Annotated in this window: 17 protein-coding genes; 8 read left to right on the top strand and 9 right to left on the bottom strand. The window is 72.7% G+C overall.

The window, feature by feature from the left end; translation table 11 throughout:
• Positions 1-39 precede the first annotated feature (39 nt).
• The 3 genes from IF37_RS0120245 to IF37_RS0120235 form a co-directional block, all read right to left on the bottom strand.
• Complete coding sequence (locus tag IF37_RS0120245; RefSeq protein ID WP_030744389.1) at positions 40-1,050, bottom strand: S1C family serine protease; 1,011 nt, start codon at positions 1,048-1,050, stop codon at positions 40-42.
• 96 nt (positions 1,051-1,146) lie between these two features.
• A complete protein-coding gene (locus IF37_RS0120240; protein ID WP_079165813.1) occupies positions 1,147-2,169 on the bottom strand; it encodes a LacI family DNA-binding transcriptional regulator in 1,023 nt (340 codons plus the stop codon).
• Between the two features lie 94 nt (positions 2,170-2,263).
• Positions 2,264-3,043 carry a response regulator transcription factor gene (locus IF37_RS0120235; RefSeq protein WP_030744387.1) on the bottom strand — a complete coding sequence of 260 codons (780 nt, stop codon included), beginning with the start codon at positions 3,041-3,043 and terminating at the stop codon, positions 2,264-2,266.
• Positions 3,044-3,225: 182 nt separating this feature from the next.
• Here IF37_RS0120235 and IF37_RS39560 point away from each other — a divergent pair, with 182 nt between their 5' ends.
• The 6 genes from IF37_RS39560 to besB all read left to right on the top strand — a co-directional run bounded on the left by IF37_RS39560 (position 3,226) and on the right by besB (position 9,240).
• Complete coding sequence (locus tag IF37_RS39560) at positions 3,226-4,089, top strand: alpha/beta hydrolase (RefSeq protein ID WP_030744386.1); 864 nt, start codon at positions 3,226-3,228, stop codon at positions 4,087-4,089.
• Positions 4,090-4,139: 50 nt separating this feature from the next.
• Complete coding sequence (locus tag IF37_RS0120225) at positions 4,140-4,394, top strand: MoaD/ThiS family protein (protein WP_030744385.1); 255 nt, start codon at positions 4,140-4,142, stop codon at positions 4,392-4,394.
• A 3-nt stretch (positions 4,395-4,397) separates the two neighbouring features.
• On the top strand, positions 4,398-5,750 hold the full coding sequence (locus IF37_RS0120220) for a hypothetical protein (protein ID WP_030744382.1): 1,353 nt from the start codon (positions 4,398-4,400) through the stop codon (positions 5,748-5,750).
• 385 nt (positions 5,751-6,135) lie between these two features.
• Complete coding sequence (gene besD, locus IF37_RS0120215; RefSeq protein WP_253915810.1) at positions 6,136-6,828, top strand: L-lysine 4-chlorinase BesD; 693 nt, start codon at positions 6,136-6,138, stop codon at positions 6,826-6,828.
• Positions 6,829-6,919: 91 nt separating this feature from the next.
• The gene (besC, locus tag IF37_RS0120210; RefSeq protein ID WP_030744378.1) at positions 6,920-7,693 is read left to right on the top strand and encodes a 4-chloro-allylglycine synthase BesC; all 774 of its coding nucleotides are present in this window, start codon (positions 6,920-6,922) and stop codon (positions 7,691-7,693) included.
• Positions 7,690-9,240: an L-2-amino-4-chloropent-4-enoate dechlorinase/desaturase BesB gene (gene besB / locus IF37_RS0120205; RefSeq protein WP_030744376.1), complete on the top strand. Its 1,551-nt coding sequence runs from the start codon at positions 7,690-7,692 to the stop codon at positions 9,238-9,240. Before besC ends, besB begins: the two co-directional genes overlap by 4 nt.
• 77 nt (positions 9,241-9,317) lie before the next feature.
• On the opposite strand, the gene besA is transcribed toward besB, so the two are convergent.
• From besA to IF37_RS0120185, 5 genes are all read right to left on the bottom strand, one after another.
• A complete protein-coding gene (gene besA, locus IF37_RS0120200; protein WP_030744375.1) occupies positions 9,318-10,709 on the bottom strand; it encodes an L-propargylglycine--L-glutamate ligase BesA in 1,392 nt (463 codons plus the stop codon).
• Between the two features lie 200 nt (positions 10,710-10,909).
• Entirely contained in the window at positions 10,910-11,197 is a 288-nt protein-coding gene (locus IF37_RS0120195; RefSeq protein WP_030744373.1) for a DUF1416 domain-containing protein, read from the bottom strand.
• A 46-nt stretch (positions 11,198-11,243) separates the two neighbouring features.
• Positions 11,244-12,089 (bottom strand): sulfurtransferase, encoded by an 846-nt coding sequence (locus IF37_RS0120190; RefSeq protein ID WP_030744371.1) that lies wholly within the window; start codon positions 12,087-12,089, stop codon positions 11,244-11,246.
• Between the two features lie 127 nt (positions 12,090-12,216).
• Entirely contained in the window at positions 12,217-12,324 is a 108-nt protein-coding gene (locus IF37_RS46650) for an Ms5788A family Cys-rich leader peptide (protein ID WP_348273507.1), read from the bottom strand.
• A gap of 204 nt (positions 12,325-12,528) precedes the next feature.
• On the bottom strand, positions 12,529-13,266 hold the full coding sequence (locus tag IF37_RS0120185; RefSeq protein ID WP_030744368.1) for a DUF2993 domain-containing protein: 738 nt from the start codon (positions 13,264-13,266) through the stop codon (positions 12,529-12,531).
• Positions 13,267-13,396: 130 nt separating this feature from the next.
• On the opposite strand from IF37_RS0120185, the gene IF37_RS0120180 reads away from it, so the two are divergent.
• Positions 13,397-13,660 (top strand): DUF3099 domain-containing protein, encoded by a 264-nt coding sequence (locus tag IF37_RS0120180; protein WP_030744367.1) that lies wholly within the window; start codon positions 13,397-13,399, stop codon positions 13,658-13,660.
• A 19-nt stretch (positions 13,661-13,679) separates the two neighbouring features.
• Here the strand turns inward: IF37_RS0120180 and IF37_RS0120175 are convergent, their stop codons facing one another.
• On the bottom strand, positions 13,680-14,042 hold the full coding sequence (locus tag IF37_RS0120175; protein WP_030744364.1) for a DsrE family protein: 363 nt from the start codon (positions 14,040-14,042) through the stop codon (positions 13,680-13,682).
• A 108-nt stretch (positions 14,043-14,150) separates the two neighbouring features.
• Between IF37_RS0120175 and IF37_RS0120170 the strand changes: the two genes are divergently transcribed.
• A complete protein-coding gene (locus IF37_RS0120170; protein WP_106981811.1) occupies positions 14,151-14,912 on the top strand; it encodes a hypothetical protein in 762 nt (253 codons plus the stop codon).
• Positions 14,913-15,063 lie beyond the last annotated feature (151 nt).

Below are 15,063 nucleotides of genomic sequence, written 5' to 3'. Positions count from 1 at the left end.
TCCTTGCTGACTCGTGCGCTGACTGTCGCGCCGGGTGGTCTAACTGGTGGAGCCCGCCCGCAGTGCGGCCAGGTCGGACTTGACGGTGTCGGCCGGGATGGCGAAGCCGAGACCGATGCTGCCCGCGTCGGAGGACGAGGACGCCTGCGAACTCGACGAGTACATCGCGGAGTTGATGCCGATGACCCGGCCGTTCGCGTCGATCAGGGCGCCGCCGGAGTTGCCGGGGTTCAGGGACGCGTCGGTCTGTATGGCCTTGTAGGTGGTGGTGGACGAGCCGGTGTCGCCGTTGAACTCGCGGCCGCCGAACTGGAACGGCCACTGTCCGTCGCCGCCCCGGCCCTGGCCCTGGTTCTCGTCGGTGGAGACCGTGACGTCCCGGTCGAGCGCGGAGACGATGCCACTGGTCACCGTGCCGGTCAGCCCCTCGGGGGAGCCGATCGCCACGACCGGGTCACCGACCTGGACGCCGTGGGAGTCGCCGAGCGCCGCCGCCTTCAGGCCCGAGGCGCCCTGGAGCTTGATCAGCGCCAGGTCCTTGGAGCTGTCGGTGCCGACCACCTCGGCGGTGTAGCTCTTGCCGTCACTGGTGCGCACCTTGACGGAGGTGGCGCCGGAGACGACGTGGTTGTTGGTGACGACCTCGCCGCCGGAGGTGATGACCACGCCCGAGCCGGTGGAGGAGCCGCCCGCCAGGGTCGCGTTGACCTCGACCACGCTCGGGCTGACCGCGGCGGCGATCGCCGCCACGTCGCCCCTCTTGCCGGTCGGCACCACGGTGGTGCTGCCGCCGGCGACGGCGACCGTGTCCTCGCCGGTCAGCTCCTGGAAGGCGTAGGCGGTGCCGCCGCCGACCGCCGCCGCCACGATCGCGACCGCGGCCAGGAGGCCGACGGGACGCCGGGTGCGCTTCCCCCTCGGCGCGGCGGGCGCCACGGCCGGCTGGTACGCCGGCGGGGGCGGCCACTCCGGGTGCACGGGGGCGAAGGAGGAGACGGGGGAGGCGGGGGAGGAGTACGGCTGCTCGTGGGTGCCCTGGCTCTCGGTCATGACAGAAGCGTCCCCCGCGACCATGAGAGCTTCCTGAGTGCACGCTGAGAAGCCCGGCAGAACCTCGTTTGCCCGAAATGAGGAAGGGTTCCGGGGTCAGCCGCAGCCGCAGCTCGCGCGCACCACGAGCCGGGACGGGAACGTCTTCAGCCGCTCGCGCCGGGACCCGGCGACCCGCAGTCCGTCGTCCAGCACCAGGTCGACCGCGGCCCGGGCCATCGCCGAGCGGTCGGAGGCGACCGTGGTCAGCGGCGGGTCGGCGAACGCGGCCTCCTTGATGTCGTCGAAGCCGGCCACCGCCAGCTCCCCGGGCACCTCGATGCGCAGCTCGCGCGCGGCCCGCAGCACCCCGATCGCCTGGTCGTCGGTGGAGCAGAAGACCGCGGGCGGCCGGCGCGGGCCGGAGAGGATCTCCAGGGCGACGCGGTAGGCGTCGTAGCGGTTGTACGGCGCCTCGAACAGCCGGTCCTCGGTGGACAGGCCCGCCTCGGCCATGGCCCGCCGCCAGCCCTCGACGTGGTCGGAGACCGGATCGCCGACGGCGGGCGTCTGAGCCGTACCGCCCAGGCAGGCGACGTAGTCGTGGCCGTGCTCCAGCAGGTGGCGCACGGCGAGCTGGGCGCCGCCCAGGTCGTCCGTCACCACGGCGACGTCGTCGATGGCCTCCGGGCGCTCGTGCAGCAGCACCACCCGGGCGTCCCAGGCGTCGATCTCGGCGGCGGCGAGGTCGTTGAGGGCGTGGGAGACGAGGATCAGCCCCGAGACGCGCATACCGAGGAAGGCGCGCAGATAGTGCACCTCGCGCTCGCCGATGTAGTCGGTGTTGCCGACGAGCACCATCTTCCCGCGCTCGGAGGCGGCCTGTTCGACGGCGTGCGCCATCTCGCCGAAGAACGGCTGCCGGGCGTCCGGGATGATCAGACCTATCAGGTCGGTGCGCCGGGAGGCCATGGCCTGGGCGACCCGGTCGGGCCGGTAGCCCAGCTCCTTGATCGCGGCGAGGACGCGCTCGCGCGTGGCCGGGGCGACCGGCCGGGGTCCGTTGTTGATGACATAGCTGACGACGGCGGTGGAGGTCCCCGCCAGCCGCGCCACGTCATCCCGAGTCACCTTGGCCACGCGCGGAGTCTACGCGGATTGACCCGCCCCGGGCAGGGCCTTTCGCGGTGCGGCGGGGCGCCGGCGCCCCGCCCGGACACCGTCCGGACACGCGCTACGTCCGGGCGTGGACCTCGGTGCCGTCCAGAACGGCGGAAGCGTCCGCATCCTCCTGCTTTGCCCGGCCTGCCTTGGCCTTGGCCTCGTCGCCGGACCGGTCGGGCTTCTCGGGCGTAACGAATCGGTAACCCACGTTGCGGACGGTGCCGATCAGGGACTCGTGCTCCGGCCCGAGCTTGGCGCGCAGCCGCCGTACGTGCACGTCGACGGTGCGGGTGCCGCCGAAGTAGTCGTAGCCCCACACCTCCTGGAGCAGCTGGGCACGGGTGAAGACCCGGCCCGGGTGCTGCGCGAGGTATTTGAGCAGCTCGAACTCCTTGAAGGTCAGGTCCAGCACCCGGCCCTTGAGCTTGGCGGAGTAGGTGGCCTCGTCCACCGACAGGTCGCCGTTGCGGATCTCCATGGGGGAGTCGTCGTTGACGATCTGCTGCCGGCCCATGGCGAGCCGCAGCCGCGCCTCCACCTCCGCGGGGCCCGCGGTGTCGAGGAGTACGTCGTCGATGCCCCAGTCGGCGCTGACGGCGGCGAGGCCGCCCTCGGTGACGACCAGCAGCAGCGGACAGCCGGGGCCGGTGGAGCGCAGCAGCTGGCACAGGCTGCGCACCTGGGGCAGGTCACGGCGGCCGTCGACGAGGATCACGTCGGCCCCGGGGGTGTCGACCAGGGCGGGGCCCTCCGCCGGGGCGACCCGCACGTTGTGCAGGAGCAGGCCGAGGGCGGGGAGCACCTCCGTCGACGGCTGGAGGGCATTGGTCAGGAGCAGCAGAGAACTCATACGTCTTGTTCCTCCTCGGTCCCTGCGAGGACGCGTGCGGACGGGCACTGCTCTGCGTTCCCGAAGGCCCCGTACACCGGCGGTCACCTCAGGGTTTCCCGCTTCGTATACAACGCTTCCGAAAGCACAAAAGGACCCGGGGGCTTCACTGCCCGAGTCCTCTGCCCAGCAGAATAGCCCACATGAGCAACCGTCCGGCAGGCCATGTGGCACGTTCCACCGTACGTCCGCATGACGAGACGCGCAGACGGGGCGCCGTCGGGACGTTTCTGCGCACGGCCGACGGCGTCCCGGTCGAGGCCCGGTACGAGCCGCGCGCCGCCGCGCCCGAGGCGGTCCCGCGGGCGCCGGCGGGCGCCCCGGCTCCGCCCTTGGGGGACCCGGTGTTCGTGGTCGCGCACGGCTTCACCGGGGACGTGGACCGGCCGCACGTGCGCCGGGTGGCGGGCGTCCTGCGCGGTCACGGCGCGGTCGTCACCTTCTCCTTCCGCGGCCATGGGCGCTCCGGCGGCCGGTCCACGGTCGGCGACAAGGAGGTGCTGGACCTCGCCGCCGCGGTGGACTGGGCACGCGGCCTCGGGCACGCGCGCGTGGTGACCGTCGGCTTCTCGATGGGCGGCTCGGTGGTGCTGCGGCACGCGGCGCTGCACCCCGGCACGGTCCGCGCGGTGGTCTCGGTGAGCGCGCCGGCCCGCTGGTACTACCGGGGCACGGCCCCCATGCGCCGCCTGCACTGGCTGGTCACCCGTCCCGAGGGCCGCCTGGTCGGCCGCTACGGCCTGCGCACGCGCATCCACCACCGCGACTGGGACCCGGTGCCGCTCTCCCCGGTGCGGGCGGTCCCGCGGATCGCCCCGGCCCCGCTGCTGATCGTGCACGGCGACCGCGACGGCTACTTCCCGCTCGACCACCCCCGGATGCTCGCCGAGGCCGCCGGTGACCACGGCGAACTCTGGATCGAACCGGGCATGGGCCACGCGGAGCACGCGGCGGACGACGCCCTGGTGGACCGGATCGGGCGCTGGTCGGTGTCGGCGGCGGGCTAGCCTGACCCCACACTGTCTTTATCTGTTCTTGCCGTCGATTGAGGATTCAGATGCCCAAGGTCACGGTGCGCTACTGGGCCGCCGCCAAGGCCGCGGCCCAGGTCGCCGAGGAGCCGTACGAGGCGGACACGCTGGCCGGCGCGCTCGCCGCCGTGCGCGCGCGCCACCCCGGTGAGCTGACGCGGGTGCTCCAGCGATGCTCCTTCCTCATCGACGGCGACCCCGTCGGGACCCGCGCGCATGAGACGGTACGGCTGGCCGAGGGCGGCACGGTCGAGGTGCTCCCGCCGTTCGCAGGAGGGTGAGCGATGACCGACCAGCCGTATCAGGGCGGCCCCCACGAGGGCTACGACCCCTACCAGCAGCAGCACTGGCCCGGCCAGGAACCGCAGTACGGGCAGCAGCCCGGCCATGACCCGGAACTGACCCAGCAGTGGCAGGGCCGGACCTGGGAGACGCAGGAGCACGCGCCGGTGCAGGCGGCGGAGACGGCGTACCTGCCCCGCCAGGAGCAGCAGCCGTACCCGCACCCGTACCAGCAGCCGGCCCATCCGCAGGCCCCCTACCCGCAGCAGGGGCAGTACCCGCGGCAGCCGCAGGGCGGGTACCCGCAGGACCCGTACCCGCAGGGGCACTACCAGCAGCCGCAGCAGCCGCAGCAGCCGCAGCAGCCGCAGCAGCCGCAGCAGCCCCAGCACCCCCAGCATCCCCGGCAGGCCGCCGAGGCGTACGCACCGCAGGCGTACGCGCCGCAGCAGCCGTACGCACCCGCCCCGGAACCCGCGCCGGCACCGGCGGTGTCCGCGCCCGCGCCCGGACCGGTGTCCGCGCCCGCGGCCCGGGCGGCGGCCGAGCCGGACGACGCGCCCGCCTACGGCCCCGCCACCCTCGCCGGCAACGCGCGGATCACCGACGCCCAGCGGGCCCGGCTGGAGGGCCGGTCCCCGATCATCGAGCCCGGCATGCAGCCGGCGGCGCTCACCGCGCTGCTCGGCCTGCTGCTGGCCGCGGCGGCGCCCATCGCCTCGTACGCCCTCGCGGTGCCGCTGGTGGTGCTCCAGGCGGTCACGGCCGCCGGCTGGTTCCGGCTGAACGGCATGTGGCCCGCCCGGCAGGGCATCGCGCTGGCCTTCGCGGGCGCGCTGACGGCCGACGTGGCGGTCCTGGCGGCCGGCCGGGACCACGCCCTGGTGGCCATCCTCGGCTCGCTCGGCCTGTGGGTGCTGCTCTCCCTCGTCCTCCAGCTGCGCTCGCACGCCTCGCCGGACGAGCGGATGTACGGCCTGATGGCGACGGTCGCCTCGACGGCCCTCGCGGTCATGGCGACGGGCTACCTGGCCACCGACCCGCACGCGGTGTCGGTGGGCGCGGCGGCGGTCGCGGTGGCCGTGGCGGCCCGGGCGCTGCCCCTGCCGGCCCCGGTCCGGATCGTGGTCGCGCTGCTGGCGGCGGCGGGCGCGGGGATCGCGGTCGGCGGCATGACCGGTTTCGGCGCGAAGGGCGCCGTCCTGGGCGCGGCGGCCGCGGTGTGCGCGCTGATCGGCCATCGGGTGGCGAGTTACGACTACCCGTCCCGGTTCGTGCACTTCACGGCGGGCGTGGCGCTGCCGCTGTCGGCGGCGGCACCGGCGGTGTGGGTCCTGGGACGGGCGCTCGGTTAGACGCATCGGGTCAATCCACCGGGACCCGACGGTTCCCACGGCCCCCTCACGCCCCAGGGGGTGCCGCCCATACGGCCCGGCCGGCGGTTCCGGGAAACGCGACGGTGCTCCAGGCCGCCGCCACCGGGCCGCCGGCCTGCGCGTTCGCTGATCGTTCCGCGCCGCGCGGCCGGTCTTGGCCTTAAATCACGCCTCCCGAATACGGGGCCGTTGATCAGGCTCTGTGTGCTATCTAGCCTTTCCGGCGAGTACTTCACCGGCCTCGACGCGGACCGTCCTCGCCGAACGCGTACTCCCCAGCCGAGCATGGGAGATCACTGTGGGCAGCAGTGGGCAGGAAAGCAATTCCGTCTGCAATCCTCTGGAGCACGGCGCCATCCGCGGCATGGCACAGCACTTCCACCGGTACGGCATCGTCACCGTCACCGAACTGATCCGGGAACAGACCCGCCGGGAGGTCCGCGCGGAGGCGGAACGGCTCCTGGAGAAATACGCCGAGCGGCGTGATCTCCGGCTCAAGACGACCGGATACACCCGCCGCTCGATGTCGGTGGTGCCGAGCGAGACCATAGCGGGCAACAGCGAGCTGGTGACCTCGATCTACGCCGACCCCGAACTGCTCGCCGCCCTGGGGGACATCGCCGGTGAGAAACTGCACCCCTGCCCCAAGGAGGACGAGGAGTTCCTGATCACCCGCCAGGAACAGCGCGGGGACACGCACGGCTGGCACTGGGGCGACTTCAGCTTCGCCCTGATCTGGATCCTCCAGGCCCCGCCGATCGATGTCGGCGGCCTGCTCCAGTGCGTCCCGCACACCGAGTGGGACAAGACCGCGCCGCGGATCCACCAGTACCTCGTCGACAACCCCATCGACACGTACTACTTCGCGACGGGCGACCTGTACTTCCTGCGCACCGACACCACGCTGCACCGGACGATCCCGCTCAACCAGGACGCCACCCGGATCATCCTCAACATGACGTGGGCGGGGGCCCGGGACCTCCAGCGCGAGCTCCAGGGCGACGACCGCTGGTGGGAGGACGCCGACGTGTCCGCGGCGGCCGCCCTCGGCGAGTGACCGCACCCTCCGCCATGCCCGGCGCCGCGTCCCGGCGCCGGCCCGCCCGGCAAGGGCCTGACGCAGCTTTCCCCCGCGACGAGGGACGACCATGACCGAGTCGAACACCCCGGCATCCGCCGGCAAGACCCTGACCGACCACTTCGACCACGTCGAACCGGGCATCCGGCGGCGGATCGCCGTCCAGGACCCGGAGATCAAGGACTACCTGGACGGCATGCTCGCCCGCATCGCCACGCACCGCGGCGTCGAGCACCCGTACCTGAACGCCTACCGGACCAAGGCGCTCACGCCCGAGCAGGAACGCCTCATGTACAGCGAGTGCTACTACTTCTTCCGCCATCTCCCCTTCTACATCACGGGCATGGCGGTCAAGACCCGGGACGAGCTGATCCTGCGCGAGATCATCCTGAACGTCGCGGACGAGGTCGGCGGCGAGGTGACGCACTCCACCCTGTTCGCCGGCTTCCTCGCCCGGCTCGGCATCGACCAGGAGCACCTCGACGGCTACGAGCCGCTGGAGGTCACCAAGCGGCTCAACGACGGCATCCGGGTGCTGTACACCGAGTCGCCGATCCACAAGGCCCTCGGCGCGCTCTACGCCGACGAGACCATGTCGTCCATCATGGTCTCGAAGATCAACGACGGGCTGCGCAACCAGGGGTACGACGCCGACGTGCGCCACTTCTGGCAACTGCACATCGACGTCGAGGTGGGGCACAGCAACTCCGTCTTCAACGCGATGGCCCCCTACGTGGGTTCGGCCGCGACCCGGGCCGAGTTCGAGGAGGGCGCCTTCGAGTTCCTCGGGCTGGTGGAGGACTACTGGGACGGCGTGCAGCGGCTCGTGGGCCTCGACGCATGAGCCCTGCGGCCTCCGGCCGGACCGGGTCGGCCGACGGCCTGCGGCACATCGCCGCCGGCCGGCCCGTCCCCGGCTCGCTCCACTCGGTGTCCGTGTCCATCCCCGACGTGGCCTCGGTCGTCGGCTACGAGTCGGGCGACGCGGCCACCCTGAGCCGCATCTCCTGGGGGTACCCGCGCTTCCGGACGCACCCGTACGTGACCCGGGTGGCGGAACTCGCCGCGCGGGAGGACGCGGGGCCGGGGGAGGGGCTGGTGCTGACCCGTTCGGCGCGGTCCGCCCGGGCCGCCGCCGCCTACGCGGGCCTGCCCCCTCAGGCGGTGCGCGACCTGGTGCTCGGCGGGCACGGCCTGTCCGGGGTCCGGCTGCCCGCCGGGGGGCCCGAGGCCGCGCGGGCGCGCGCCCATGTGCAGCACACCGGCGGCCACCTGTCCTCGCGCCAGGCGGAGGACGTCCTGTGGGACGCGGGCCTGATCGACGCCCGGCAGTCCGAGGAGACGGTGGACGACTCGCCCGCCGAGACCGTCCGGACGGTCCTCGCCGACGCCTACGGCGTCCCCGGCCCGGCGTACGTGACGCTGCGCAACAGCGGCATGAACGCCGTGACGGCGGCCGTCGAGGCGGTCTCGGAGATTCAGCGGGCGAACGGCCGGAGCCACTGGCTCCAGCTCGGCTGGATCTTCTTCGACACCATGCACCTGTTCGAGAAGGGGATCGTCGGCGCGGGGCACACGACCGTCCCGGACCCCTACGACCTGGCGGAGGTCGCCCGGGCCGTCGCCGCGCACGCCGGTGACCTGGCCGGCATCGTCGCGGAGATCCCGAGCAATCCGGGCCTGCGCGTCCCCGACGTCCCGGCGCTGCGGGAGATCGCGGACCGGGCCGGCTGCGCCCTGGTGATCGACGCGACGATCGCCACCCCGCACAACGTCGACGTGGTCCCGTACGCCGACGTGGTCTGCGAGAGCCTCACCAAGTTCGCCACCGGATCGGCCGACGTCCTGATGGGGGCGGTGGTGGTCGCCCCCGGTTTGCCGCTCGCCGCGGACCTCATGACCGTGCTGCCGCGCCACGGCGACGAGCCCTACCGCCGGGACACGGCCCGGGTGGCGGCCCGTGTCCGCGGCTACGCGGAGCGGATGGAGCGGGTGAACGCGGGCGCCCTCGCCCTCGCCCGCTGCCTGAAGCGCCACCCCGGCGTCGTCCGGGACACCGGCTGGCCGCTCGACGCCCGCTCCGCCGCCAACTACCGCAAGGTCGCCCGCCCCACCGGCGGTCCTGGCGGCCTGCTCATGGTGGACCTCAAGGTCCCCCTTGAACAGGTGTACGACCGGCTCGCGGTCGCCAAGGGGCCCAGTTTCGGGGCGGAGTTCACGATGGCCTCCCCGCAGGTGTTCATCGCCCACTACGACCTGCTCAGGACGGAGCGGGGACGCGCCGCCCTGCGCGCCCGGGGGCTCCACCGCGACATGCTGCGCGTCTCCGTCGGCACCGAGCCGCCGGAGCTGGTGGTGGAGGCATTCGAACGGGCCCTGCGCCCCGGGTGAACGACGCGGCACGGTGAGCGGGCGGGTCCCGACGGTCCGGGACCCGCCCGCTCACCGGCCGGCTGCGGGCCGCGTCCTCAGCCGGCGGCGGACCGCAGCGCCTCCTCGGCCGCCCGCGCGTACCGCTCCGCGTCCGCGAAATCGGGCGCCAGCGCGGTGAGTTCCACGAAGCCGCAGGTCTTCAGGGCGCCCAGTACGTGCAGCGCGACGCCCTCGCCCCGGTCCCGGCGGTAGAGCAGGCCCTGGGCGCGCAGCCGCTCGACGGCGGTCCGCGGGTCGAGACTGCCGAGCGCGCCGGGGTCGAGGATCCGGCCGTGCACGTAGCACATGGCCTGCCCGTCGGGCCGGCGCAGCACCCCGTCGTCCCCGACCTCCCGGCCGACGAGGGCCTCGGCGTAGCGCAGCACGTGGCTGGGGCCGACCTTGCGCAGATTGATCTCCACGGCGAGCGGCTCGCGGTCCCCGGCGATCACGAAGTCGACCCCGAAGCTGCCCCGGTGGCCCAGCGAGGCGAGCACCGCCCCCGTACGGGCCACCGCGTCCGTGAGGGCGGGGCGCCGCCGCTCCTCCGCCGGGTACCGGCAGCCCCAGTACTGGCCGCCGGAGAGCACCTGGTCGTGGCAGGAGACCACGCTGACCGTGCCGTCCGCCGCGATCCGCCCCTGGCCGCTGGGGGAGGAGGTGACGTCCTCCAGGAACTCCTCCACGATGACGCCCTCGTCGGCCAGTTCCCGGTAGAAGTCGTCGTCGGACATCCGGATGACCTCGGCCGAGCCGAGCAGGTCCGCGGTGGCGGCGAACTTCTCGCAGTCGATCAGCACGTTGCCGATCGAGGCCGCCCAGGTGCTGGCGCTGAGCTTCACCAGCACGTGCCGCGGCCGGTGTGGTGCGGAGGCCAGCCGCCCGATCGCGGCCGCCACCTCCTCCTCGGTGCGCAGCGCCTCGGCGCCGCCCCCGGGCACGGGGACGCCCGCGCGCAGCAGGATCTCCTTGCTGCCGGCCTTGCTGCCCCAGCGGGCCACCAGGGAGGCGTGTCCCTCGTCCAGGTCCGCGCCGACCCTGCGGGCCAGCTCGTCCAGCGATTCGGAGGCCATGAAGTGCACGATCCCGGCCCGCGGTGTCTCGCGGGCGGCGTCCCGCAGCGCGGCCACCAGGGCGTCGTCGGCGAGGACCAGGTCGTCCAGCGGGCGGGACCGGTGGGAGGCGGGGGTGAGCAGGGCGAGGCGGTCGCGGGCGCTCGCGGTCATTCGGTCGTCGAATCCGAAGACATCCCGGAAATGATATTCGAGGGTGTAGGGATCGACGGGTTCCGAGGTCACGACGACGGCTCTTTCCTCCGGGTCGCGCAGACGCCACAGATAACCCAGGCTCCGCTCGGCGGAGTAACGCAGATACGGCACCTCTTCCAGCATGCGATCGGCGTAGTTGAGCGCGTAGATCAGGATCTGCGTGTAACCGGAATCTGCCATAGAGGGGAGATTAGGGGCGGCGCTCCGGAAATGGTAGTGGAATAGCCCGTTCCGGTGGTGGCCGGAATTCACCCGTCATTTCATATTCAATTTCCCGATTTTTCATGACGACCCCGGAACACGCCGGAGGGCCGCATCCCCGCCGGTGTCCAACCCGGGGGATGCGGCCCTCCTCCGTCACACGAGCCCTGCCGGCCCGGTCAGACCGCGATGGCGACCTCCGCGAGCCCGCCCTGCCGCGCGACGACCGTACGGTCGGCGGTCGCCCCCGGCACCAGGGCGCGCACGGTCCACGTGCCCTCGGCCGCGTAGAAGCGGAACTGGCCGGTCGCGGAGGTGGGCACCTCCGCGGTGAACTCGCCGGTGGAGTCCAGGAGACGGACGTACCCCGTCACCGGCTCGCCGTCACGGGTCACCTGGCCCTGGATCGTGGTCTCACCGGGCTTGATCGTCGAGGCGTCCGGGCCGCCGGCCTTCGCACCGCACATACTGCTTCTCCAGAGGGGTCTGACCGGGTGGGTCGGTCGGGATGGGTTACTTGCCGGCGCCGAGCTCGATCGGCACGCCGACGAGGGAGCCGTACTCGGTCCAGGAGCCGTCGTAGTTCTTGACGTTCTCCACGCCGAGCAGCTCGTGCAGGACGAACCAGGTCAGGGCCGAGCGCTCACCGATGCGGCAGTAGGCGATCGTGTCCTTGGCCAGGTCGACGTCCTCCGCGGCGTAGAGGGCCGTCAGCTCCTCGTCCGACTTGAACGTGCCGTCGTCGTTGGCGTTCTTCGACCACGGGATGTTGCGGGCGGTCGGCACGTGGCCCGGGCGCTGCGACTGCTCCTGCGGCAGGTGGGCCGGGGCGAGCAGCTTGCCGGAGAACTCGTCGGGCGAGCGGACGTCGACGAGGTTCTGCGCGCCGATGGCGGCCACGACGTCGTCGCGGAAGGCGCGGATCGAGGTGTCCTGCGGCTTTGCCTTGTACGAGGTCTTCGGGCGCTCCGGGACCTCGTCGCCGGCGACCAGCTCGCGGGCGTCCAGCTCCCACTTCTTGCGGCCGCCGTCGAGGAGCTTGACGGCGTCGTGGCCGTAGAGCTTGAAGTACCAGTAGGCGTACGAGGCGAACCAGTTGTTGTTGCCGCCGTAGAGGATCACGGTCTGGTCGTTGGCGATGCCCTTCTCCGACAGGAGCTTCTCGAAGCCCTCCTGGTCGATGAAGTCACGGCGGACCGGGTCCTGGAGGTCCTTGGTCCAGTCGATGCGGATCGCGTTCTTGATGTGGTTCTTCTCGTAGGCGGACGTGTCCTCGTCCACCTCGACGATCGCGATGGTCGGGTCGTCCAGGTGCTCCTGAAGCCAGTCGGCGTCGACCAGGACGTCGCTGCGGCTCATGCTCTTCTCCTCCGGGGCAGTCGCGGTGGGGCGTGCGGGTAGAGAGGGGCGCGCTCGGTGGGCGAGCGGCGCACGGGTGCCCTTCCAGCAGGACGGGCGAGGGATGCGGACGTACGGGGACGTTCGCTCAGAAGGGGCGACAGAGCATGGCGGCAACGCGGCACAGGTCCACTGCCCGCCGCTTGGTGAGATCCGCCTGTCCCCGCGGCTGGAGGACGCTCGTCGAATACCGCATGCGGTCGATCGTAGGGACGTCCGGGCGGGTGTGTCACCGGTGTGTCACATGGCGAGACGCGATCGTCCGAATGGTGATATGAGAAGAGCGCCCGGACGCCCTTCTCGGGGCCTCCGGGCGCTCGGGCGCGTCGGCGCGGCTGCGTGGCGGACAGGACCGTCTCACGAGGTGAGACGCCGGGTGTCCAGGCCGGCGTTCCGGTCCCTACCCCGCGAGCCGGACGTCCGAACCCTTCACGCTGATCTCGACGCCGTCCTTCGCGGCCTCCACCTTGTCCAGCTCGATCCCGCCGGGCAGCTGGTCGATGGCCTGCCGGAAGTCGGTGATGGCGCGGATGCGGTCCTCGGCGATCACGGCGGCACCCAGCTGGGGCAGGGAGTCCGCGTGCACCTCGACCCGGCCGTCCACCACGCTCACCGAGCTGAGCACGGACACCGTCCGCTCGATGCCGAGGGACGACACGGCCCCCTCCACCGCCACCTTGATCTTCCCGTTGCCGCCGTCGGAGAGGCCGACCACCCGGGCGGTGACCCCGGGGGCGACCTCGGTCGGCTCGGACTTGGCGGTCTTCAGCAGTTCGGCGTAGGAGACCGTCGCGGTGCCGGTCGCGGTGGCCGCGGTGGCCGAGCTGTAGTCGCCGGAGAACTCCACGCCCTTCATGTCGGCCTTGAGGTCCTCGACCCGGATGGTCTGCCCGGCCTTGCCGGTGGCCGCGTCGTACTCCTTGATGCCGACCTCGACGTCGTCCAGGGAGCCGCCCGCGACCTGGGTGAGGAAGGGGAAGCCCTTGATGTCCACGTCCGGGGTCGAGGCCAGGTTCTCGGAGGTCTTCAGCCTGTCCGCCGCCTCGCCCTCCGCGAAGCGCACGGCGACACGGTCGACGACGACGAACAGCGCCCCCAGGATCACGACGACGATCAGCAGTATGCGCAGGCCTCGCATGCGGTGGTTCCCCCGGTCGGTGACGGTGTTCGTGGGTCCGGTACGGATACGCCACGGTAACCCCGCCCGGCCCCGCCCGGTGAAACCGTGGACCGGTTGTGACCGGCGCGGGCGGCCCTACCCTGGAGCTATGTACGCCCGGCGGCGGCACGTCTACTTCGCCATGATGGGGGTCTGCGTCGGCCTCTTCGTCCTGGCGTGGGGGGTCGTGCGCATCTGGTCCGTGCCCGCGGCCGTGGGCATGTGCGTCGTGGCCATGGTCATCCCGCCGGTCGCCGCGATGATCGCCAACCGGCGGGGGCCGGAGGACCGCTGGTGGGACGACCCCTCCGGCGACCCGCAGTCGGACGAGTGGTGGGACGAACTGGACGGCAAGAAGCGCCCGCGTCCGTGACCGCGGCCCGGCGGACGCCTCAGTAGACGAGCGCCTGCGCCCCGTCCGCCAGGGCCTCCTGCACGAAGACCTGCGCGCCGGCGATCCGCACGCCCTCCAGGACGTCCGCCTCCGTGATCTCCCGGCGGGCGGCGCACTGCGTGCACAGCGTGATCCGCCCGGCGGCGAGCACCGACTCGATCAGGTCCGGCAGCGGCGCGGCGTGCGGCAGCTCGAACTCCGCGGCCCGCCCCGGCAGCGCGAACCAGGAGGACTCCCCGGTCAGCCACAGCGAGACCTCGACCCCGCTGGCCACGGCCACCGCGGCGACCGTGAACGCCTGCGAACAGCGCTCGGGGGCGTCCGCCCCGGCCGTCACCTTGATCACCAGCTTCTTCGCCATGACCGAATCGTAATCCGCTTGCCCGCAACTCCATGCGCATGCCATGAGTCTCCTGTGCGAGCGCGGAAGAGGAAGCCGCGCTTCCTGTGTGTGGGAGGGGACTTGGACGTGCCTGAGAGACCCGAGCCGGAGCCGGGGGGCGCCGGGCGGCCGGAGCCGCGCCCGGGACGGCGGCGGCGCCGGCTGCCCGCGCTGCTCACCGGTGCCGCCGTGCTCGGTCTGATCGCCGGCACCTGCGCCGGCTACCTCGTCCAGGTCGGCCGCGAGCCCACCGCGCTGCCCCCGCTGTCGCAGCCGCGGCTCGCCGAGGCCGCCGGTCCGGCACCGAAACCCCTGTCCGCCGCCCGGGACCGCAGGGTCAAGGTCGACGGCGACCTGCGCAGACTCCTGCTGAAGAAGCCGGAGGGCGCGCGCGAGGCGGTGTACCGGCAGGGCCGGGACGGCTGGCTGAACCTCACCCAGCTGGCGGAGTCGTACAACGACCCGGCGGGCGGCTACGGCGCACAGCTCGGCGACGAGTTCCGCCGGGCCGCCGTCGTCGACTGGCGCGAGGACGGCGACCGCACGGTCGAGATACGGCTGCTCCAGTACCGGCAGCAGGAAGTCCTCGGCGCCAAGGACGTGGCCGAGTCCGGCTACTACTGGGCCGCGTTGGACAACGACGCCGACAGCTGGGCGATCCCCGGCACCGGCGACGGCATGGCGTACGCGCACCGCACGCCCCGCACCGGCTCCGGCGCGAGCGTGTACCGGGCGGAGGCGCACGCCTGGCGCGGGGACCTGGCCATGCAGATCTGGATCTACGACACCGAGCCGGTCCCGAAGAAGGACATCCTGGACCTGGCGAAGCGGCAGATGGAGCGGCTGTGACGACCGAGAACACCGACGCCCCGGGAGAGCCGGACCCGCCCGCGGCCCCGGGCACACCGGAACCGGCGGAACCGGCGGAGGCGGCCGAGGGCCCCGAGGCGGCGCGGCCGCCGGTGCCGGACGGCCCGCGCCGCCGGTCCCGGCGCCGGGG

The organism is Streptomyces sp. NRRL S-31, assembly GCF_000718775.1.
Taxonomy (GTDB): Bacteria; Actinomycetota; Actinomycetes; order Streptomycetales; family Streptomycetaceae; genus Streptomyces.
The sequence above is the reverse complement of the archived record's forward strand: the minus strand, read 5'-3'. Positions and strand labels throughout refer to the sequence as shown.